Source organism: Nocardiopsis synnemataformans (genome assembly GCF_965343085.1).
Taxonomy (GTDB): Bacteria; Actinomycetota; Actinomycetes; order Streptosporangiales; family Streptosporangiaceae; genus Nocardiopsis; species Nocardiopsis alborubida.
The window spans coordinates 199,069-220,698 of the sequence record NZ_CBDRFA010000002.1 but is presented as its reverse complement, the minus strand read 5'-3'; the positions used below and the strand labels follow the sequence as shown (position 1 = coordinate 220,698).

At 72.0% G+C, this 21,630-nt stretch carries 16 protein-coding genes and 1 riboswitch; of the genes, 12 read left to right on the top strand and 4 right to left on the bottom strand.

The features are described 5' to 3' along the window. Positions 1 to 197: 197 nt before the first annotated feature. Entirely contained in the window at positions 198 to 1,778 is a 1,581-nt protein-coding gene (locus ACSIH6_RS02030; protein WP_435106000.1) for a polysaccharide deacetylase family protein, read from the bottom strand. Positions 1,779 to 2,048: 270 nt separating this feature from the next. Then, positions 2,049 to 2,209, top strand: a riboswitch (cobalamin riboswitch). Between the two features lie 165 nt (positions 2,210 to 2,374). Between ACSIH6_RS02030 and metE the strand changes: the two genes are divergently transcribed. Next, positions 2,375 to 4,681, top strand: a complete 2,307-nt coding sequence (gene metE, locus ACSIH6_RS02025; RefSeq protein ID WP_435105941.1) for a 5-methyltetrahydropteroyltriglutamate--homocysteine S-methyltransferase — start codon at positions 2,375 to 2,377, stop codon at positions 4,679 to 4,681. A 73-nt stretch (positions 4,682 to 4,754) separates the two neighbouring features. Here the strand turns inward: metE and ACSIH6_RS02020 are convergent, their stop codons facing one another. Beyond that, complete coding sequence (locus ACSIH6_RS02020) at positions 4,755 to 5,771, bottom strand: DUF3558 domain-containing protein (RefSeq protein ID WP_435105938.1); 1,017 nt, start codon at positions 5,769 to 5,771, stop codon at positions 4,755 to 4,757. 452 nt (positions 5,772 to 6,223) lie between these two features. Further along, positions 6,224 to 7,273, bottom strand: coding sequence for a coiled-coil domain-containing protein (locus ACSIH6_RS02015; protein WP_435105936.1), 1,050 nt, complete (start codon positions 7,271 to 7,273; stop codon positions 6,224 to 6,226). Between the two features lie 657 nt (positions 7,274 to 7,930). Here ACSIH6_RS02015 and ACSIH6_RS02010 point away from each other — a divergent pair. The 7 genes from ACSIH6_RS02010 to ACSIH6_RS01980 all read left to right on the top strand — a co-directional run bounded on the left by ACSIH6_RS02010 (position 7,931) and on the right by ACSIH6_RS01980 (position 14,547). Then, positions 7,931 to 8,887 (top strand): methionine ABC transporter ATP-binding protein, encoded by a 957-nt coding sequence (locus ACSIH6_RS02010; RefSeq protein WP_435105998.1) that lies wholly within the window; start codon positions 7,931 to 7,933, stop codon positions 8,885 to 8,887. Further along, on the top strand, positions 8,884 to 9,624 hold the full coding sequence (locus tag ACSIH6_RS02005; protein ID WP_435105932.1) for a methionine ABC transporter permease: 741 nt from the start codon (positions 8,884 to 8,886) through the stop codon (positions 9,622 to 9,624). The genes ACSIH6_RS02010 and ACSIH6_RS02005 overlap by 4 nt, the downstream gene beginning before the upstream one ends. Before the next feature lie 71 nt (positions 9,625 to 9,695). Next, complete coding sequence (locus ACSIH6_RS02000) at positions 9,696 to 10,559, top strand: MetQ/NlpA family ABC transporter substrate-binding protein (RefSeq protein ID WP_435105930.1); 864 nt, start codon at positions 9,696 to 9,698, stop codon at positions 10,557 to 10,559. A 233-nt stretch (positions 10,560 to 10,792) separates the two neighbouring features. Beyond that, positions 10,793 to 12,190: a GH1 family beta-glucosidase gene (locus ACSIH6_RS01995; protein ID WP_435105928.1), complete on the top strand. Its 1,398-nt coding sequence runs from the start codon at positions 10,793 to 10,795 to the stop codon at positions 12,188 to 12,190. 250 nt (positions 12,191 to 12,440) lie between these two features. Next, positions 12,441 to 13,475, top strand: coding sequence for a LacI family DNA-binding transcriptional regulator (locus tag ACSIH6_RS01990; protein ID WP_435105925.1), 1,035 nt, complete (start codon positions 12,441 to 12,443; stop codon positions 13,473 to 13,475). Between the two features lie 144 nt (positions 13,476 to 13,619). Continuing rightward, positions 13,620 to 13,838 carry a hypothetical protein gene (locus tag ACSIH6_RS01985; RefSeq protein WP_017565651.1) on the top strand — a complete coding sequence of 73 codons (219 nt, stop codon included), beginning with the start codon at positions 13,620 to 13,622 and terminating at the stop codon, positions 13,836 to 13,838. A 43-nt stretch (positions 13,839 to 13,881) separates the two neighbouring features. Then, positions 13,882 to 14,547, top strand: coding sequence for a hypothetical protein (locus tag ACSIH6_RS01980; RefSeq protein ID WP_435105923.1), 666 nt, complete (start codon positions 13,882 to 13,884; stop codon positions 14,545 to 14,547). A gap of 168 nt (positions 14,548 to 14,715) precedes the next feature. Here the strand turns inward: ACSIH6_RS01980 and ACSIH6_RS01975 are convergent, their stop codons facing one another. After that, positions 14,716 to 16,026, bottom strand: a complete 1,311-nt coding sequence (locus ACSIH6_RS01975; RefSeq protein ID WP_435105921.1) for a D-alanyl-D-alanine carboxypeptidase family protein — start codon at positions 16,024 to 16,026, stop codon at positions 14,716 to 14,718. A 589-nt stretch (positions 16,027 to 16,615) separates the two neighbouring features. Between ACSIH6_RS01975 and ACSIH6_RS01970 the strand changes: the two genes are divergently transcribed. From ACSIH6_RS01970 to ACSIH6_RS01955, 4 genes are all read left to right on the top strand, one after another. Next, entirely contained in the window at positions 16,616 to 19,846 is a 3,231-nt protein-coding gene (locus tag ACSIH6_RS01970; protein ID WP_435105918.1) for a sensor histidine kinase, read from the top strand. 232 nt (positions 19,847 to 20,078) lie between these two features. Then, positions 20,079 to 20,480, top strand: a complete 402-nt coding sequence (locus ACSIH6_RS01965) for a roadblock/LC7 domain-containing protein (RefSeq protein ID WP_017565654.1) — start codon at positions 20,079 to 20,081, stop codon at positions 20,478 to 20,480. A gap of 98 nt (positions 20,481 to 20,578) precedes the next feature. Then, positions 20,579 to 20,995: a DUF742 domain-containing protein gene (locus ACSIH6_RS01960; protein WP_223839293.1), complete on the top strand. Its 417-nt coding sequence runs from the start codon at positions 20,579 to 20,581 to the stop codon at positions 20,993 to 20,995. A gap of 34 nt (positions 20,996 to 21,029) precedes the next feature. Further along, positions 21,030 to 21,623 (top strand): GTP-binding protein, encoded by a 594-nt coding sequence (locus ACSIH6_RS01955; RefSeq protein WP_017565656.1) that lies wholly within the window; start codon positions 21,030 to 21,032, stop codon positions 21,621 to 21,623. Positions 21,624 to 21,630: the final 7 nt, after the last annotated feature.

Below are 21,630 nucleotides of genomic sequence, written 5' to 3'. Positions count from 1 at the left end.
GGGGGACGCGCCGGAGACCGGGAACGCCCCCGCGGGGCGCCCTTCCCACGTCACCCGGTGCCCTCACACGGCTCCGCGCACCGTGGGTCCCACCGGTCGCGGCCCCGAAGCCCTCTCCCGGGGACATCCTCTCCCGGGCCGCTCACCGCGCCGTGACGCCGCGCCCTCAGGACTCCTCGGAAGCCTCTCGGGTCTCCCTAGGGAGCCTGCTCGTCTTCCTCACCGTGCTCCCCGGCCCCCTCGGAGGGCTCGGCGCTCTCCTCCGGGGCGTCGGGGACCCCGTCGACGTAGGTCTCGCCGGGGGTCGTGGTCCCGAGCAGCTGGGACACCGTGACCATGGTGTACCCGTGCTCGTCCAGCTCCCGGATGATCGTGCGGGAGGCGTCGACGGTGGTGCCGTGGATGTCGTGCATGAGGATGATCGCCCCGTCCGAAGCGCCCTCCACCGCCCGGTCGTGGATCACCGAGGCCTTGCGGTCCTTCCAGTCGAGGGTGTCCACGCTCCACAGGATCTGGGCCAGGCCCATGTCCGCGGTCACCGAGGCCACGCCCTCGTCGGTCGAGCCGTAGGGCGGGCGCATGAGGTCCATGCTGTAGCCCGTCTCGCGGTACACCAGCGCCTGCACGACGTCCAGGTCCGAGCGCACCCCTCCCGCGCCCAGACCGGCCAGGTCGGGGTGGTTCAGGGTGTGGTTGGCGATCTCGTGCCCCTCGGCGTAGGCGCGCCGCACCGTGTGCGGGTGCTCCATGACGGGGTTGCCGGTGACGAAGAACGTGGCCCGCGCGTCGTACTCGGCGAGGGCGTCCAGCAGTTCGGGGGTGCGCCCGCCGGGGCCGTCGTCGTAGGTCAGCGCCACGCACTTGGTGTCGGGGTCGGAGCAGTCGACGTCGGAGTCCACCGCGGACACCTGTCCGGGCACGGGTCCGTCCTCCTGGCCGTCCTTGTCGGCCTGGGGCGGGGCGGCGATGGAGAAGTCCTCGACGCCCACGGTCGCGGCGTCGCGCACGCGCAGGCCCAGCTCGGACAGCAGGCCCTCGGCCTCACCGGCGTCGACCACCGCGCGCGTGCGGCCCTCCTCCGCCGGGGCGACCTGCCCGGCGTCGAACTCCACGACCAGGTCTCCGTCGGGGTTGAAGCCCACCGAGTCGTACAGGGAACTGATCGGGTGGATGACGTCGGGGTCGGCCGAGCCCTCCCCGCCGTCCCCGTTCCCGACGGCGCCGCGCACCAGGCCGTTGAGCTCCTCCAGCTGTTCCTGGCCGCCGACCAGGGCAGCGGAGGGGTGGTGCGCCGCGGTCGCGGTGTCGTACCAGTAGGTGGTGTACCCCTCCCGGGACCCCTCGGAGTCGGTCTCGACCCGGGTCATGCGGACCCCGAGCAGGCCGTCGCGCGCCGCGGTCAGGTTCCACTCCGCCTCGAAGGAGACCGCGCCGGGGTTGGCCGCCTCGAAGGCGTGCACCTCGTCGGTCAGCTCACGCTCCAGGAAGTCGGCCAGCGGCTCGGCGTTGGGGACCACCGGGTAGGTCACCGTGACGGAGACATCCCCGTCGTAGGGCAGCTCGGCCTCCTCCACGCCCGCCACGGCGGCCGCGTCCACCTCGGTCAGCCCGCCGGGGTCGCCGGAGGCCGGGGGCGGCGGTTCGCTCTCGGAGACCGGCGCTCCGTGCGTCTGCTCCGGGGGCTCGGACTCGCCGGAGGAGCGGGTGGCCAACAACACCATGCCCGCCAGGACCGCCAGGGCTACCACGACCGTGATCAGGGGGTGGTCCGGTGCCATGGCGAGGCGGGACTGCTTATTCACGAGGGAATCTCCACGTTCATCGCTCAGACGAACGTCCGCGGGGAGCAGAGGGGAGGCTCACCCGCGCAACGCTTGACTTCGTGTGTGACGCCGACCGTGGGCCGGGGGTTCTCACCGTCCGGGTCGGGCGCATGGGGCCGCACGCCGGGTACAGGGGCGAAGGGGCCCTCCCTATACTTGCAGCCGTGGAAGGTACATGATCCACCTCGCGGGCCCGGCCCGGACGGGGCGGAACCATGTCGCAAGAGGGAACCCGGTGTGAGTCCGGGACTGCCCCGCAGCGGTATGGGGGAACGAACGTCGCCATGAGCACTGGTAGTGCCGGTCGCGAAGACCGGAAACCGGGAAGCGGCGGCCATTAGGAGGAGCGGTGTCCGCACCGCCCGCGCCCCCGAGTCCGAAGACCTGCCTCCACCCGGCGGCGCACCCGCGGCGCCGGTGGTCCCGCGCCCCGAGGGAGGGCCGGAGGCGGTGGCAGGTCCAGTGCGCGCCCGAGGCGCGCCCGTCGGCGTGCCCACCCCTCTCCTCCCCCTCGCGGCCGGTACCCGGCTTTCGACGAGGGAGAGAAGCTCATGACCACGACCCCCACGCCGTCCGCGGCCCCGGGCGGGCCCCGCCCCTCCGTGCGCTCCAGCGTGCACGGCTACCCGCGCATCGGCCCCGACCGCGAGCTCAAGCGCGCCTGCGAGTCCCACTGGAGGGGCCGCACCACCGCCCGTGAACTGGACGCGGTCGCCGCCGAGCTGCGCCTGGGCGTCTACGCCCAGCTGCGCGAGGCCGGTGTCGACGACATCCCCTCCAACACGTTCTCCTACTACGACCACGTGCTGGACACCGCGGTCCTGTTCGACCTGGTCCCCTCCCGCTTCGCCCCGCCCGCCGCCGCGCCGGACCGCGAGGAGGAGCTGCGCCGCTACTTCGCGCTCGCCCGCGGCGAGCAGGACGCTCCGCCGCTGGAGATGACCAAGTGGTTCGACACGAACTACCACTACCTGGTCCCCGAACTCTCGCCCGGCACCCGACCCCGCCTGGTGGGCGACAAGCCCGTCGCCGAGTTCCGCGAGGCCGCCGAGGCGGGTTTCCACACCCGCCCGGTCCTGGTCGGCCCGCTCACCTTCCTGATGCTGGCCAAGCCCGCCGACGGCGCCCCCGAGGGCTGGGAGCCCGTCCAGCTGCTCGACCAGCTCCTGGACGCCTACGCCCAGCTGCTCGGCGACCTGCGGGCCGCGGGTGCCACCGAGGTCCAGCTGGACGAGCCGATCCTGGCCACCGACGAGGGCCGCGCCGCCGTCGGCCACCTGGAGCGCGCCTACCAGCGCCTGGGGGCGGTCGCCGACCGCCCCTCCCTGCTGGTGTCCACCTACTTCGGCTCCATCGGCTCCGCCGCCCTGCGCGTCCTCAAGGACTCCGCGGTCGAGGCGGTCGGCCTGGACCTGGTCACCGACGACGAGGGCGTGGACGACCTGGTGCGGGTCTCCGGTCTGGGTGCCACCCGCCTGGTCGCGGGCGTGGTGGAGGGCCGCAACGTCTGGCGCACCGACGTCCCGGCCGCCGTGGCCACGCTCGGCACCCTGCTGGCCCTCACCGACGAGCTCACCGTGAGCACCTCCTGCTCCCTACTGCACGTGCCCCTGGACCTGGACGCCGAGACCTCCCTGGCCCCCGAGCTGCGCGGGGCCCTGGCCTTCGCCAGGCAGAAGGCCCAGGAGACGGCCCTGCTCGGCCGTGCGCTGTCCGAGGGGGCCGAGGCCGAGTACACCGGACAGGGCGGCGTCCGTCCCCCCGCCTTCACCGACGCGCGCGTACGCGCCCGGCTCGACGCCCTGGGCCCGGACGCCTACGAGCGCCCGCAGGAGCGGGGAAGGCCCACCGACACCCCGCTCACCACGACCACCATCGGGTCCTTCCCCCAGACCGCCGAGCTGCGCCGCGCCCGCGCCGCCCACCGCGGGGGCGAACTGGCCGAGGACGCCTACAAGGCCGTCCTGCGCGAGGAGATCGACCGCGTGATCGCGCTCCAGGAGGAGATCGGCCTGGACGTGCTCGTGCACGGCGAGCCCGAGCGCAACGACATGGTCCAGTACTTCGCCGAGCAGCTGGAGGGCTACGCCACCACCCGGAACGGGTGGGTGCAGTCCTACGGTTCGCGGTGCGTGCGCCCGCCGATCCTGTTCGGCGACGTCTCGCGCCCCACACCGATGACGGTGGAGTGGACCACCTACGCCCAGTCGCGCACCGACAAGCCGGTCAAGGGAATGCTGACCGGTCCGGTCACCATGCTCGCCTGGTCGTTCGTGCGCACCGACCAGCCGCTCGGCGAGACCGCCCGCCAGGTGGGCCTCGCGCTGCGCGACGAGGTCGCCGACCTGGAGCGCGCCGGGATCCGCCACATCCAGGTGGACGAGGCGGCCCTGCGCGAACTGCTGCCGCTGCGCTCGGAGCACCGGGAGCGGTACCTGGACTGGGCGGTGGGTTCCTTCCGCCTGGCCACGTCGGGGGTGTCGCCGTCCACGACCGTCCACACGCACATGTGCTACTCGGAGTTCGGGCTGATCGTCGGCGGCATCGAGGCGCTGGACGCCGACGTCACCAGCGTGGAGGCGGCCCGCTCGCGCATGGAGCTGGTGCGGGACCTGGGCGGCCGGGGCTACAGGCGCGGGATCGGCCCGGGCGTGTACGACATCCACTCCCCGCGGGTGCCCTCGGTGGAGGAGATCGAGGGGGCGCTGCGCCTGGCGGTCGCGCACGTCGACGCCCAGAACCTGTGGGTGAACCCCGACTGCGGCCTCAAGACGCGCGGCTACGCCGAGGCCGAGCAGGCCCTGCGCAACATGGTCGAGGCGGCCCGCCGGGTGCGCGCCGACCTGCCGGGCGCCTGACCACCGGGGACTGACACGCGTGAGGGGCCGCGGCGAACGCCGCGGCCCCTCACACCGTGTCCGGTCAGCCGTCTCAGCTGCCGACCAGAGCCAGCGCCTCGGCGCCGGCGTTGAGCATGAGCTCCTCGACGTTGTCGGGCATGACCAGGTCCTCGGCGGAGGCGCCCTCGGTGAAGGGCGGGTGCATCTGGTACTGGACCCGGATGTTGAGGTTGGCGGTGCGGATCAGCAGCGTGGCCTCGGGGATGTCCTCGCCCAGGAAGTCGTACTTGGTGAGGACGTAGTGGGCCTCGTCGCCGAGGTCCACCTCCTTGTCCTCCTCCACGTTCGCGGAGTCGTAGAAGGTGTTGTAGTCACCCTCACCCCTGAGCTCCTGCACCCCGGACTGGAAGTCGGTGGTGGCGGCCTCGACGGAGTCGGCGGCGGAGTAGGGGACCTGGTAGCTGATCTCGAACATCGCGTAGCTCTCGGACGGGTTGCCCTCCGGGGCAGCCCCTTCCAGGCTCTCGCAGTAGGAGTTGTTGTCCTGGACGTACTTGTCGCCCTCGTCCTGGATCAGGAAGTCGGAGAGCACCTGGTCGGTGAAGGCGTCGCAGGGCTCGGCGGGCACCGCGTAGGGGGGCTCGCCCGCGGGGGCCGCGTCGGTGGTGGGCTCGGTCGTCTCCTCGCCGCCGGTGGTCGCCTCCGCGCTCGGGGAGGGCTCGGGCTCGGGCGCCACGGTCTGCTGTCCGCCGTCGTTGGTGAAGAGCACGACCACGACCGCGATGACCAGGACGATGATCACGGCGCCGCCGCCGATCACCACCCACAGGCCCGCCTTGCTGCCGCCGCCCTGGGGCTGCTGCGGGGGCGGAGGGGGGTATCCGGGGCCGCCGGGACCGCCGCCGTAGGGCGGCTGGCCGCCCCCGTACATCTGCTGCTCCTGGGGGCCGGGGAAACCCGCGGGGCCGCCGTAGGGCGGCTGCCCACCGGTGCCGGGGTCGCCGTAGGGGGCGCCGTGGGGCGGGCCGTAGGGCGGTTGGCTCCCACTGTTGTCCCCACCGCCGTATGGGTTCTGCGGCGGCTGGTTGTATGGTCCGTTTTCGCTCATGGCTCCCCTCGCCCGTGTGTGATGACCGTGTTGTCTGGGACGCGTGTGTGCGCCGTTGGGTTCTCACGGCTTCCCGTGCGACCCCGGAAGGGACACGGTGACCGTGTGGGGGAGGCGCACCTGTCGCCACTGCCGTCCCGCGGGCGAGGGCGGGGGAGTGGGCGGGCGTTCCCCGCCTCCGTGTGGAGGTTGCGGTGGACCGGGGGACCGACCACCGGGGGCGGCGGTCGGATGAGGCCGAAGACGTCCTTCGGCCCGGGCCGGGACGTGTGCATCCTAGCCGCGAGTGGTGTCCCCTGGGCAGGTCAGACCGGGGGTAGCAGGGTGAATCGTCACTGTTTCGTGTCGGTTGTGCAGGAACTCATCCCGCATGTGACGCAATCGTGACGCCGTTCCCCGCGCGGTCGCGTCCCGCGCGGGGTAATGGGGCGTCCGCCGCGGGCGCCGCCGGATCAGAACATCGAGATGTGCACGTGGTCGAAGTGGTTCTCGGTGATGCTGCCGCGGTCGGCCATGTCGCGCCAGCCCTCGTCGCCCCGGCGGATGTCCCAGATCTGCTGCCGGTAGATGATGTACATGATGCCCAGGCGGTCGGCGTTCTCCCTGGCCCACTCGGCGATCGCGTAGCCGCGGTCGACCTGCTCGGGGATGGGGGTGTTGCCGTTGGGGTCCACCATGAAGTCGCAGGCGCGGCCCTTGGGGTGCTCGCCGACGACCCAGCCGCCGACCGCCCGGTAGCAGCCCACACCGCCGTACTCGGTACCCTCGCCGAACTCCTCGATGATCAGCTCACGCATCTGCTCGGTGCGCGGGGTGATGTTGAGCGGGCCGCCCATCGGCTGCACGGGGTGGTCCGCGATCATCTCCTGGACCTCCTCGCGGCGCCCCTCCAGCTCGTCCAGGTCCTCCTCGGCCGCGGCCAGCTGCTCCTCGGCGTTCTCCTGCGCGGTCTCGTCGCGCTCCAGGGCCTGGCTGAGCTGGTCGATCTTGTCCTGGTTGCTGGTGGACAGGTAGTTGATCACCACCGCGCGGTCGATGACCTCGTCGGGCTCGGCCTCGACGAACAGCGACATCGACAGGTCGATCCCGCTGCTGGTGTAGGTGGCCACCGCCAGGGCGCGCACCTGCTCGCGTGCGGCGTCCACGTCCTCGCGGGTGCTCTGGGCCCGCTCCTCGGCGCGCTCGGCCTCCTGGATGACGCCCTCCATGTCGCGCAGCTCGCCGTTGAACTCCTCGCTCAGGGCCTCCGCGCGGTCCTGGAGGGAGCCCATGTCCTCCGGCTCACCGGGCACCGGCGCCGCCGAGACCGTGCTCTGGGGCGCGAACAGGAAGCTCCCCAGCACGGCCACCGCCAGCGCCGCCACACGCGCGCGGCCCGGGCGCGCGGCGGCGGGAAGGAGCCCCGCCAGGGCCCGGGCGCGGTCCGGCCAGCTGAGTTCGGGAGGGTCGGGAGCCCAGAAGTCGGCGAAATCGTCCACTCGGCTCAGATCGTCGGGCTGCACGGTGTGGTCGCTCCTCGGGCCCGCGCGGCCCCCGGGCACGGGAGCGGAGCGGGCGCTGTTTCTCGTCGTTTCCCAAGCGGGGCCGACAGCCGCGGGAGCGGCCTCCGGCCCTGGCCTCTCGCGCACGCCCGGGGGCCGGGGGCGGGAGTAACGGGACCGTCATGAGTGTAGGCACTCGCGCGGGGATTCGGGAGGGACGGGACGAATACACCGTGCCGCGGGAGCCCCGATGTGGTGGATGTAACCCGGTCCGAACAGCGAAATCCGGTGAACCGACCCTTTTCCCCGTGGTTGAGTAGGAAACGTGAAGGCTCCCGCGCACGACCCAGCGACCACCGCGCCCACGCGGTCGGACACCGCCGAGCGGTGTCTGCCGCTGCCCGGCGGACGCTGTCGTGTCCGCCCGGTCCCGTGGACCCGCCCGCAGCCCCCGGACACCGGGGAGTAGGGGAGACCGCCGCCGGGGCGGCGCGTCCCCGAACCAGCCGCCCCGCGCGGGCGCGCCACCGCTGTCGGCGCCCGCCCGACCACCGGCGCGCCGTCGCCCGCGCCCGCGGGGCGCTCCGTACGCTCGAACGCGGGCGACGGGCCCGTGCCGGATCCCCGCCGGGCGCCACACCACCGCCAGACGTCGATGGGAACACCGTGATTGACGCAGTGGGCCTCCACAAGGCCTACAGGTTGAAGAAGCACCGGGTGACCGCCCTGGACGGGGTCGACCTGCACGTCGAGCCCGGCGAGATCTTCGGTGTCGTGGGCCAGAGCGGCGCGGGCAAGAGCACCCTGTTGCGCTCGGTCAACCTCCTGGAGCGCCCCGACGCCGGCACGGTCCGGGTCGTCGGCGAGGAGCTCACCGCGCTGCGCGGCGCGCGGCTGCGAGTGGCCCGCCGCCGCATCGGCATGGTGCACCAGCACTTCGCCCTGCTGTCCTCGCGCACCGTCGCGGGCAACGTGGCCTTCCCCATGGAGGTCTCCGGCGTCGACCGCGCCCGCCGCAGGAGGCGCGTGGGCGAACTCCTCGAACTCGTGGGCCTGGGGGACAAGGCGCGCGCCTACCCCTCCCAGCTCTCCGGCGGTCAGAAGCAGCGGGTGGGCATCGCCCGCGCGCTGGCCTCCGACCCCAAGGTGCTGCTCAGCGACGAGGCCACCTCCGCGCTCGACCCGGCCACCACCGACGCCATCCTCGCCCTGCTGCGCCGCCTGCGCGACGAGCTGGGCCTGACCATCCTGCTGATCACCCACGAGATGGACGTGATCAAGCGGATCTGCGACTCCGCGGCGATCATGGAGAACGGCGCGTTCCTGGAGTCGGGCCGGGTGCTCGACCTCATCGGCACCCCCGGTTCGCTGCTGGCGCGCTCGCTCTTCCCGCTGCCCGCGCACGGCGGACCCGACACGGTCTACGTCACCTACCCGCGCTCCTTCGACGAGCCGCTCATGTCCGAGCTCACCCGCCGCTTCGACGTGGACGTCAACATCCTGGGCGGCGGCGTGGAGGAGGTCGCCGGGCAGTCCGTGGGCCGCCTGAGCGTGGACCTGCGCGGCGACCGCCGCGACCAGGCGCTCGCCTACCTGTCCGAGCACGGCCTGCTGGTCGAGGAGGCCCGCAAGTGAGCACCAACCCCGCCGACGTCCTCCACCTCGCCGCCGCTGCCGGGGCAACCGGTCCCTGGGACGCCGTCGTCGCGTTCGTCCAGGCCTGGCCCGCGATGTGGCCCGACCTGTGGCTGGGCACCCTGGACACCGTCTACATGGTGTGGTGGGCCACCGTCGTCAGCGTCCTGTTCGGCCTGCCGCTGGGCGTGCTGCTGGTGGCTACCGACCGGGGCGGGCTCATCCCCGCCCCCGCCGTGCGCGCCGTGCTCAGCGCCGTCGTCAACATCGGCCGCTCGCTGCCGTTCATCGTCCTGATGGTGGCGGTGCTCGCCCTGACCCGCCTCCTGGTGGGCACCACCCTGGGCCCCACGGCCGCGATCGTGCCCCTGAGCATCGGCGCGATCCCCTTCTTCGCCCGCCTGGTGGAGACCTCCCTGCGCGAGGTGGACCGCGGGGTCGTCGAGGCCGCGCACGCCATGGGCACCCGCCGCGTCACCATCGTGGGCAAGGTGATGCTGCCCGAGGCCATGCCCGGACTCATCGCGGGCCTGGTGATGACCGTGGTCACCCTCATCTCCTACTCGGCGATGGCCGGCGCCATCGGCGGCGGCGGCCTGGGCGACCTGGCCATCCGTGAGGGCTACCAGCGCTTCAACGATCACTACCTGTGGGCCACCGTCATCCTGCTCATCGTCATCGTGCAGATCGCGCAGAGCCTGGGCGACCTGCTGGTGCGCCGCCTGGCGCGGCGCTGACGCGACCGGGTACACACAGACCAACCCCCTCCCCCCCACGAGTTGTCCTGACGGCACGGAGGGAGACGGCGATGACCGGAGACACGAGGAGGCGCGCGGCGCGGGGCACCGCTGCCGCGGCGACGGCGGCGGTGCTGCTGGCGGCCTGCGGCAGCCCCAGCGAGCGGGCCCAGGAGGAGACCGGCGGGGAGGACGTGACCGTCCTGAGGATCGGCGCCACACCGACGCCGCACGCCGAGATCCTGGAGTTCGTCGACGAGAACCTGGCGGCCGACGCGGGCCTGGCCCTGGACGTGTCCGTGTACACCGACTACAACCAGCCCAACGCGGCGCTGGCCGAGGGCGAACTGCACGCCAACTACTACCAGACGCGGCCGTTCCTGGAGGAGTACCTCCAGGGCAACCCGGACGCGGACCTGAGCTACGTGACGGACGTGCACCTGGAGGCCTTCGGCGTCTACTCCCAGGAGCTGACCGACCTGGCGGACCTGCCCGAGGGCGCGCAGATCGGCGTGCCCAACGACACCTCCAACATGGGCCGGGCCCTGGACCTGCTCGACACCGAGGGCGTCATCACCCTGGCCGACACGGGCGACGAGGCGCCCTCGGTCGACGACGTCGAGGACAACCCGCTCGACGTCACGATCACGCCGGTGGAGGCGGCCCAGCTGCCGCGCTCGCTCCAGGACCTGGACGCGGCGGTCGTCAACGGCAACTACGCCCTGGAGGCCGACCTGGTCTCCACCGCCAACGTGCTGGCCTGGGAGGAGACCGAGGACAACCCCTACGCCAACGGGCTGGTGGTGCCCACGCACGACATCGGCGACGAGGAGATCGTCCGGCTCGACGAACTCCTGCACAGCGACGAGGTGCGCGCGTTCATGGAGGAGCGCTGGCAGGGCGTCGTGGTCCCCGTCGGCGGTGAGGGCACCTGAGGGTGGCGTCGGGCGGCCGTGCGGGCCGCGCCGCGGGATCCCGCCGCGCGGCCGCCGCGACACGGTGCGGAGCCGGTTACGGGGCGCCCCGGAACCGTCGCCACCACCGCTTTCCCGTAACGTTTGGATTGCGGTGCGAAGGCTGTTGATTGACATCAAGGTACTTCTCTGTTTCTTTTATGGGAGCGCTCCCAAACGATGTCCCCTCGTCATGGAAGGTGCGTACACCAGCAGTGAACAACCGCAACGATTTCCCTGAGGGCTTCCTCTGGGGGGCGGCCACCGCCTCGTTCCAGATCGAAGGCGCCACGACCGCCGACGGCCGAGGCCGCAGCATCTGGGACACCTTCGCCGAGACACCCGGCAAGGTCCTGGGCGGAGACACCGGCGACCCCGCCGACGACCACTACCACCGCTACGCCGACGACGTCGCGCTCATGAGCCAGCTCAACCTGGGCGCGTACCGCTTCTCCGTCGCCTGGCCGCGGATCATCCCCGAGGGCACCGGCGCCGTGAACCAGGCCGGGATCGACTTCTACGACCGCCTGGTGGACACCCTCCTGGGGGCCGGGATCCAGCCCTGGGCGACCCTCTACCACTGGGACCTGCCCCAGCCGCTGGAGGACGCGGGAGGTTGGCCCCACCGCGACACCGCCTACCGCTTCCGCGACTACGCCCAGGTCGTCGCCGAGGCCCTCGGTGACCGCGTCAGCAACTGGATGACCATCAACGAGCCCTGGTGCTCGGCGTTCCTCGGCTACGAGAACGGCCACCACGCGCCGGGCCACAAGGACCCGGCCGCGGCCCTGGCCGCCGCCCACCACCTGCTGCTGGGCCACGGCCTGGCGGTCGAGGCGATCCGCTCCACCGGGCACCCCGCCCGGGTCGGCCTCGCCCACAACCAGGCGGTCGTCCGGCCCCACGGCCCCAGCGCCGCGGACGCCCGCGCCGCCCGTCGCGCCGACGGCGTGCGCAACCGCATCTTCACCGACCCCCTGCTCAAGGGCCGCTACCCCGCGGACGTCAGGGAGGACCTCGCCGACGTCAGCGACTTCTCCTTCATCCAGGACGGCGACCTGGACATCACCTCCGCCCCCATGGACTTCCTGGGCGTCAACTACTACTCGCCCGAGTTCGTCGCCGCCTCCGCCAAGGGCCTGGACCCGGCGCTGGTCAGCGGTGAGGGCGGCGCCTGGCTCGGTGCCGAGCCCGAGGAGGTGCACGTCTCACAGGGGCTGCCCGTCACGCACATGGGCTGGGAGATCGACCCCACCGGCCTGTACGACGTGCTCGCCCGCCTGGCCGGGGAGAGCGGTGGCATCGACCTCTACGTCACCGAGAACGGGTGCGCCTTCGAGGACACCGTCACCGAGAACGGCGAGGTCAACGACACCGACCGGATCGACTACTACGAGGGCCACCTGAGGGCGGCCAAGGAGGCCGTCCTGGCCGGAGTGCCCCTGCGCGGTTACTTCGCCTGGTCGCTCCTGGATAATTTCGAGTGGGCGTGGGGATACTCCCGCCGGTTCGGCATCGTGCACGTCGACTACGAGACGCAGTGCAGGACCATCAAGGACAGCGGTCACTGGTACGCCGAACTGGCCAAGACGGGGCAGTTCCCCGAGCGTTAGGACGCGTCCGGCGTACGCTGCCCGTCGCGTTGCGGGGTAGGCGTCCGCCGAGCACGTCCCGCATCGCGCCGGACCGCCACCGCGCACGCGGCGGCGGTCCGGCGAACCGCGGAAGGATCGTGGGGTGTCCCCAAGGGCACCCCACACAGTCGTTCCGGGCGGGTATGACCGTGGATGCCCGTCGCACACGCCGCCGCCCCGGGGAAGCAGCCCCGGGGCGGCGGGACACGATCCCAGAGGGAGCCTCGAAGTGGCCAAGATCGGTGGTGGTCGGAAGCGTCCGACCCTGGAGATGGTGGCGCAGCGCGCCGGGGTCGGACGAGGGACCGTCTCGCGGGTGATCAACGGGTCCGCGCAGGTGAGTCCCCGCACCCGGGAGGCCGTGCACGCCGCGATCGCCGAACTCGGCTACAGCCCGAACCAGGCCGCGCGCACCCTGGTCACCAGGCGCACCGACACGATCGCGCTGGTCGTCTCCGAGCCCCGGGACCGGCTGTTCTCCGACCCCTTCTTCGCCGACATCATCCGCGGTGTGAGCTCGGTCCTGCACGAGCGCGACCTCCAGCTCATGCTCACCACGGCCCGGACCGAGGCCGAGCACAAGCGCGTGGGCGACTACCTCAGCGGCTTCCACGTGGACGGGGCGCTGCTGATCTCCCTGCACAGCGACAACCCGCTCTCGGCCCGTCTGGACGAGGCCGGGGTGCCGGTCGTCCACGGCGGTCGCCCGCACTCACCCGAACAGCCCGCGCCCTACTGCGTCGACATCGACAACATCGGCGGGGCACGGATGGCCATCCGCCACCTCCTAGAGCGCGGATGCCGACGGGTGGCCGCCATCACCGGCCCCCTGGACATGAACGCCGGTGTGGAGCGCCTGCGCGGCTACCGCGAGGTCATGGCCGCCGCAGGGCTGGAGGTCGACGACAGGCTCGTCGTACAGGGCGACTTCAGCGTGGAGGGGGGAGCCGAGGCGATGGAGCGGCTCCTGGACACCGGGCTGGAGCCCGACGCGGTGTTCGCGGCCTCCGACATGATGGCGCTCGGCGGACTGCGGGTGCTGCGCGCACGCGGCCTGAGCGTGCCCGGGGACGTGGCCCTGGTGGGCTACGACGACACCGTCATGGCCCAGCACAGCGACCCGCCGCTGACCACCATCCACCAGCCCACGGTGCAGATGGGACAGGAGATGGCGCGGCTCCTGGTGGACGTGGCGATCCCGCGCACGACGGAGGCCGAGACCGTCATGCTCGGCACCCACCTGGTCGTCCGCGAGACCGGCTGAGCCGCGGGGCGTCCCGGCGTCGCCGGGACCCGCGCACGTACCGCCCCGCAGCGCTCTGACCCGCCCGTTCACGCCCTCCCGGGTGGACGCGGCGCGGTGACTGTGCGAGGCTGGTCGCGATTTCGCGGGAGACGGTGGGAGCGCATGGAGCGGGAACCGACACACAGCCGGTGTGCGATTTCCTCGTGCGGATGGTGTGAGCAGGACGGCGTCGACTGCCGGTTCTGCTCCGGCACGGGCTGGTGGCGGCCCGAGCGGCCGCACCGCGACGGCAGCGGGGTGATCGTCTGGCTCCGCGTCGACGAGCCCTGCCGCGGGTGTGCGGGCACGGGCAAGGAGCACAGCCCCACCGCCGCCCTCTGAGCGGGGGCACGCCGCCCCTTCCGCGGTGGACAAGGAGAAGCACATGCGCTGGGTGACCTATCTGTCGCCGAGCGGCGGCAGCGAGCGCGTCGGAGCCCTGGACGACGGCGACGTGCTGGGCAGCCCCGACCCCGTCCGCCTCGCCGACCTGCTGGAGGCGGGCGGTGACGTCCTGGCCGGGGCCCACGAACGCGCCGTCGCCGAGCCGATCGAGATCATCGTCGAGCCGGAGGCGCGCATGTGCGCCCCGCTGGTCCCTGCGGAGCCGGTGTCGGTCCGGGCGGGCGACGAGGTCTGGCAGGTCCCCCCGGAGCTGGTGCGGGGCTCGGACGACGCCGTGCCGCCCCGGGCGCGTTCGGCCCGCGTGGGCGTGGCCGCCGTCGCCGGGGGAGGGGCGCCGGTGAGCGCCTACACGCCCGCCTGCCTGTGGCTGGACGGCGCGGGGCAGCCGGTGCAGCTGACCCTGGGACCGGTGCTGACCACCGCCGACGAGGTGCCGGGGGAGCCGCTGGGCGTGAGCGCCTCGGTGGAGGAGGGGGAGCTGGGCCGCGGCCTGGTGGACCCGGCGCACGAGTGGCTGGTGTCGGGCTCGGGGCGGGTGCGCGCGCTGCTGCCGGTGGCGACCCCGCCGCTGGAGACCGACGACGAGCTTTTCGTGGACGCCGACGTCCTGGGTACCTTCGAGGTCCGTGTCGGCTCCCAGGTCTGACCGCGACCGCCGCGCTCCCTGGTGGACTGGCCAGAAACGTTGCTGGTGTGTCATGAGGGCTCTGACCTGCGATGATCTTGTACTTATAGCCGATGTCGGCGCTCGAACCTCGCTATGAGCACAAGATCACGGCGGAGGGGGACGCGGCGAACCTTCGTGGTCACGGCCCTACGGCGTGAACTCCCAGTGCCAGGGTTCGAAGCCGCCGCGGGCCCAGGGCGGGTTGTGCCAGCCGTGGGCGGGCGCGTGGGCCAGCATCCACTGGTGCTCGGCGGTGCCGAGGCTGTTCACGCCGCCGCACAGGTCCACGGCCAGGCCCAGGCCGTGCTGGCTCGTCCCGGGCCGGGCGGCCATGCCGGGCACCATCTCCTGGAACAGGCGCACCTGCTCGTGGTAGGGCCGGTAGGAGTCGGCCACGCACATCGGCCGTCCGAACGCCTCGCGGTAGTCGCCGTCGAGTTCGATGAAGGCCTCGGCCGCGTCGGAGCGCAGCCGCTCGCCGGGCTGGGGCAGGGGGCACAGCACCGACTCCGGGATCCGCCCGTTGGCGTGGGCGGCCGCGACGCCCCCGGTGCACCCGTGGTCGGCGCTTTCCGCGATGGGAATCCCCTCCCCGCCGTCCTTTTCGACATTGTGCCAATGGCCATTGTTGTCTTTTTCGTCCTCCGCCGATCCCCCGGAGGAGTTCGCGGCCCGCGCGTCGCGCAGCGCCTCCTCGCGCCGCCTCTCCGCGGCCTCGGCGTCGCGCACCTCCGCCAGCCGGGCCTCCAGCCGGGTCTGCTCCTCCAGCAGGTCCTCCAGTGCCGACTCCTGGTCGGCCACGGCCTCCACCGCGTCCTCCCGGGCGCTCCTGGCGTCCCCGACCGCCTCGGCCTGCTCCGTCCGCGCGGTCTCGGCGATCCCGGCGAGGGTGTCGGTGGCCACCCGCGCGGCCTCGGCGCGGCCCACGTCGGCCTCCCGGTGCGAACCGAGCAGGGCCAGGTAGGCGCCCCGTTCGAGCATCCCGGTGGGCCCCTCGGGCCCGGCCCAGGCGTTGACCATGCCCAGCCCGCCGCCCTTGTAGGCGGTGGCGGCCTGGCGGGCGGCGGCCAGGCGGGCCGTCTCGCCGCGCTCGTCGGCCTCCCCCGCGCGCTCCTCCGCCTCGCGGCTGCGTTCGGTCAGCTCGGTGAGGCGTTCGCGCTCGGCCTCGTAGTGCTCGATCTTCTCCGACGCCTCCTGGCGCAGCGTCTCCATGCCCGCGCGCAGCGCGGCCAGTTCCACCCGCACGTTCCCCAGCGCGGTCCCCGCCGAGTCGCCGCCGTCGGAGGCGGCCCCGGGCGCGGCGGTGGAGAGGCAGAGCAGTACCGCGAGGCCGGCCGGAAGCGCGGTACTGACCGAAAAGGCGCGTACGGAGGGTCCGCGGGTTTTCCTGCGGATGGAACCCTTCGCTTTCGCGTTGTCACCGAGCGTGTGTGATCCAGGACATGACGAGGTACGCATTTCCGCTTCCTCCCCGGGACCTGCGTCTACCGTCTTGTCACGATGTCATGTCAGTGGGGTGTTGGTGGGGAAGCTGGCGGTGTGTCCAAAAAGTTACCTCAGTCCCAGGATGGTTTCGGACGCTATCCCTGACCTGGCACATCGGCCATAATGCCGAGAATGACAGGCATTATGTACCGGTCAGGGGAAGAAGATCCCGCCGATCGCCGTCAAACCGCCGAAGCGAGTCCTTCGCGCCCATTGGTACGCTATCCACCGCACGCGCACCTACGGAGGTCTTCGGGTGCGCGGCTCCTCTCATCCCAGGCGAGTCCAGCGGACAGTCTTCACATCTCCCCACATTCCCGCCGCTTCCGGCTCGGTGGACCTCGTGGTCTGTGCCGATTTCCCCGAAGAGCCTTCGGTTGGAGCGGTCGACCCCTGGGGTCCAATCAGCCGCTCGAAGCGGTGACACGAAAGGTTGCGAGGGTCCGTGTCGACACGAGCGACGAAAAACGGGGCCGGCGCGCAGAGCGAGGCAGCGCAGGCCGAACATGCCGATGCCACGCCCAAGCGCAGAGCCGACTGGTGGCGGCCACGTAACTGGCGGGTGCGCTCCCGACTGGTGGCCCTCATCGTCATCCCCACCGCGGTGGCCCTGGCGCTCGGCGGCCTGCGGGTCTACGAGGCGGCGGCCTCCACCGTCACCCACGCGCACATCCAGGACCGCGCCGAGGTCGGCGTTCTCATCGTGGAGCTGGCCAACCAGCTGGGCCACGAGCGCAGCGCCAGCGCGGTCTACATCTCCGACAACGCCGACCCCGCGCGGCGCTCGGACGAGCTGCGCCAGCGAATGGAGGAGGAGCGCGACGCCTCCCGCGACCTCCAGCAGACCCTCACCGCACGCCTGGACGACATGGGCGAGGTGGACACCGAGACCGCCGCGAGCCGCCTGTCCAGCATGCGCAGCCAGCTCTCCACGGTGGACGCCCTGCGCACCGAGGTCGACGAGACCCGTATCACCGTCCTGCCGGTGGTCACCAAGTACCGCACGATCACCCGCTCGCTGGCCGAGTTCAACCAGACGATGGCGGACGAGACCGGCGACACCGACCTGCGCGAGAGCGTGCGCACGCTGACCGCGCTGTCCACCGCCCGGGACCAGCTCTCCTACGAGACCGCGCTGATGGGCCACTCCCTGGCCCGCAACACGATGACCGGCGGTATCGCCGAGGCCATCGACTCCGCGCGCGCCCGCTACGAGAGCGAGATCTCCAACTTCGTCCAGGCCGCCTCCGAGGAGCAGCGGCAGATCTTCGACGACAACTTCACCGGTCTGGAGGTCAGCCAGGTCTCCACGATGCGCATGCGCGTGATGTACCGCGCCGACCGCGGCGACGACCTCACCGGTGTGACCGCCAACGACGGCCCCGAGGACTACCGCGAGATCGCCGACGTGGCCCTGGGACGCCTCCAGACGGTCGAGGAGGGCATCGCCCAGGGCATCGCCGCCGATGCCAACACCCTGCGCGACGAGGCCATGGGCCGCGCCCTGGTCGACCTCCTCGTCGTCGCGGCCGTGCTCCTGGCGGTCTTCGTCCTCACCTCCCTCGTGGTCCGCTCCCTGGTGCGTCCCCTGCGCTCCCTGGAGGACGGCGCGCGCCGGGTCGCCGAGCGCGACCTGCCCGACGCGATCAACCGGATGCAGGAGGCCGGGACGGTCCCCGAGAACGTCAAGGTCACCCCGATCGAGGTCGACACCCACGACGAGATCGGCGAGGTGGCCCGCGCCTTCGACGACGTCCACCGCGTCGCGCTCACCCTGGCCTCCGACGAGGCCGCGCTGCGCAGCAACGTCAACGCGATGTTCGTCAACCTGTCCCGCCGCAGCCAGACCCTGGTGGAACGGCAGCTGCGCCTCATCGACGGCCTGGAGCAGTCCGAGCAGGACGCCGACCGCCTCTCCGACCTGTTCCAGCTGGACCACCTCGCCACGCGCATGCGCCGCAACAACGAGAACCTGCTGGTCCTGTCCGGCCAGGACAACACCCGCAAGTGGGCCCAGCCCGTCCCGCTGGTCGACGTCCTGCGCGGCGCCGTCTCCGAGGTCGAGCAGTACGAGCGCGTCAACGTGCGCGCCCCCTCCCACATCTCGGTGCTCGGCCGCCCCGTCAACGACGTCATCCACCTGGTCGCCGAGCTGGTGGAGAACGCCACCTCGTTCTCTCCGCACGACACCGAGGTCCTGGTCAGCGCCAAGACCCTCGACAACGGCGGCGTCCAGGTCGACGTCACCGACAGCGGCATCGGCATGGCGCCGGAGGACATGGCGGGGATCAACGCCCGCCTGGCCGCCCCGCCGGTCATCGACGTCGCGGTCTCGCGCCGCATGGGCCTGTTCGTGGTCTCGCGCCTGGCCCACCGCCACGGCGTCAGGCTGCGCCTGGAGGAGGCGCACGGCGGCGGAACCACCGCGCACGTCATCTTCCCGCCGGACCTGCTGATCACCCCGGTCGAGGGCCAGCACGCCCTGGGCGGCGCGGACAGCCGTCCCGAGCTCACCTCGGGCGCGCCCAACACCTACGCCGACGCCGAGGCGGCCTTCGCCTCCACCCCGGCGCCCGTCGAGCCGAACGACCCCTGGCAGACCCAGGAGAGCGGCAGCGTCCCGGGCGACCTGGGCGGCCTGCCCAGGCGCCAGCCCACCGGATCCCACCCCGAGGAGCACCCGCCCAGCGGGCAGGACCTGTGGGGCAACACCAGCACCGGTTCGGTGTGGGACACCACCAGGGGAGCCGGGACCACCGGCGCCTCCTCCGGCGGCGCCAACGGCCGACCCGTCGTCGACCCCTACGACGCCTCCGAGGACGACGAGCCCCAGCGCCCGCAGCCCGAGAGCGGCGGACGCAACTTCTTCGACCCGAGCCCCCGCGGAGACTCCTTCGGCGGCGGCTCCGTGGGCCGCTCGTCGGACACCGGGTCCTTCAGCAGGCCCTCCGACACGGGGTCCTTCCGCCGCCCCACCGGTGACACGGGCGAGTTCCGCCGCCCCGCCACCGACACCGGTGCGTTCCGCCCCACGGCGAACGAGTCCTACGACGCGTTCGGCAACACCGGCGCGCAGTCGGGCGGCCACACCGGAGCCTCCTCCGACAACGGCGCGGGCCACGCCTTCGGAGGCCGCGACACCGGCGCCCACGAGCGTCCCGCCGCCAGGGAGCGCGACGACAACACCGAGACCTTCCCGGCGGTCCCCTCGTCCCAGGACGGCGGAAACTGGCGCTCCGGGGGCATCGACTCCCGCGAGGGGTACGGCTCGACCGCCTACCTCTCCCGCCGCTACGGTGGCGCCCAGGGGCCGAACAACACCGTCGTGCCGCCCACCCCGTCGGGTGAGGAGAGCGACTCGCTGCCGATCTTCGACGCGATCGAGTCCAACTGGTTCAAGCGCCGCAGCGGCGGCCCCACGGTGGACACGACCGAGACCGGCCCGATCCAGCAGGTCCCGGCGGCCCAGGAGCAGCGCTCCCCGGCCAGCACCGACCAGGCGTCCCGTCCCGCCCAGGGGACCCGCTCCGACCAAGGGTGGACCTCCGCGGCCGACCGCGGCTGGAAGGCCGCGCGCACCGCCGCGGAGCCCCAGGCGGACGGGCTGACCACCTCGGGCTTGCCAAAACGCGTTCCCAAGGCAAACCTTGTTCCGGGGACGGCGCCCAAGCCGGAGAACTTCAAGCAGATGCCCGCACGCAGCGCGGACCGCGTCCGCAACCGCTTCTCGGGCTTCCAGAAGGGCGTCCGCGAGGGCAGGGACCGGCTCGGGGAAGGCCCGGCGGAGAGGTGACCTCAGTGGAACCCGGCGGGACGGGGTCCCCCTTAATCCCAGGGGCTGGATGCAATAGCATCTACCGAGCTTCTCGGACGCGTCTTACCCACAGCTTGACGAGAGCAGAACACCAGACTCCCGGCCACCCCCACGGGAGGGGCCGGGCAGTTCGTAGAGGCAGTGCTGTCACATGCCGTGCCGGCGGTAGCAGTGCCCAGAGACCAGCCGGCGAAACTGGACAGGAGATCAGATGAGTCGACAGGTGAATGAACTCAACTGGTTGATCACTGACTTTGCCGACCGTGTCCCCGATGTCGCCCACGCGATCGTCGTCTCCTCTGACGGCCTTCCGTTGGCCTCGTCGGCGGGCTTCCCCACGGACCGGGCCGACCAGCTGGCGGCCATCGCCTCCGGCCTGTCGAGCCTGACGCAGGGTGCTGCCCGGGTGTTCGAGGGTGGAGCGGTCGCCCAGACCGTCGTGGAGATGGAGCGGGGGCTGATGCTCATCATGGCCATCAGTGACGGCTCCTGCCTCGCGGTCCTGGCGTCGGCTGAGAGCGACCTGGGTCTGGTCGCGTACGAGATGACCCTGCTCGTCGAGCGGGCGGGGCGGGCGCTGACACCAACGGCGCGCACCTCGGGAATCCACTGAACCACCACCGACAGGAGGAAGTGGTGGCACCTCACAGTAGAGATGCCGGGAGCGCCTCGTGGTTCGGACAACAGCCGAGCGGTCCCCCCACGGGGGGAATGCCGGCGGTTCCGGGCGGCGGAGATGTTCCCCGACCAATCCAACAACCGTACGACCAACGATCCGCTGCGGGGAGCGCGCCCAGTTCTCTGGTCCGTCCCTACGCGGTGACCAAGGGCCGCACCAAGCCGAAGTCGCAGCTTCCCCTGGAAGCCCTGATCTCGGCCACCGCGGCGGCCCGCAACGAGTCTGGGACGCTGACGCCCGAATGGCAGGCGATCAGCGACCTGTGCCGGGAATGGCGTTCCGTGGCGGAGATCTCCGCGCTGTTGCGGATGCCGCTCGGTGTGGCGCGGGTGCTTGTGGCGGACATGTCCGAGCAGGGACTGGTCCAGATCAGGTCCTCGCTCAACAACGACGCCCGTCCCAACACCAACCTGCTTGAAAGGGTGCTCAGTGGACTTCGCAAGCTCTAGCCCAGCCGAGGAAGGCGGTGCTGGGGGGAACGCGATGACGTCGGTCAAGATCGTCGTCGCCGGGGGCTTCGGTGTCGGGAAGACGACATTCGTTGGCTCCGTCTCCGAGATCGTGCCGCTGACCACCGAGGCGGTCATGACCAGCGCCAGCGTCGGGGTGGACGACCTCGCAAAGACGCCGGACAAGCAGACCACCACCGTGGCGATGGACTTCGGCCGCGTCTCCCTCGACTCCGACCTGATCCTGTACCTGTTCGGCACCCCCGGACAGCACCGGTTCTGGTTCATGTGGGACGACCTGGTCAAGGGCGCCATCGGCGCCGTCGTGCTGGTGGACACCCGCCGCCTGGCGGACTGCTTCCCCGCGATCGACTACTTCGAGGAGGCGCGTCTGCCCTTCATCGTGGGGATCAACGGGTTCGACGGCTACTACCCCCACGCGGCCGACGAGGTCCGGGACGCGCTGACGCTCAGCCCGGAGATCCCGATCGTCCAGGTGGACGCCCGTGACAAGGCCTCCACCAAGTCGACGCTCATCACCCTCGTCGAGCACGCCATCACGGTGGGGGACCCCGAGGGCGCGGCCGGACAGCCCACTTCCACGGGCGGCCAGAACTCCTGGCGCTAGGAGGGCC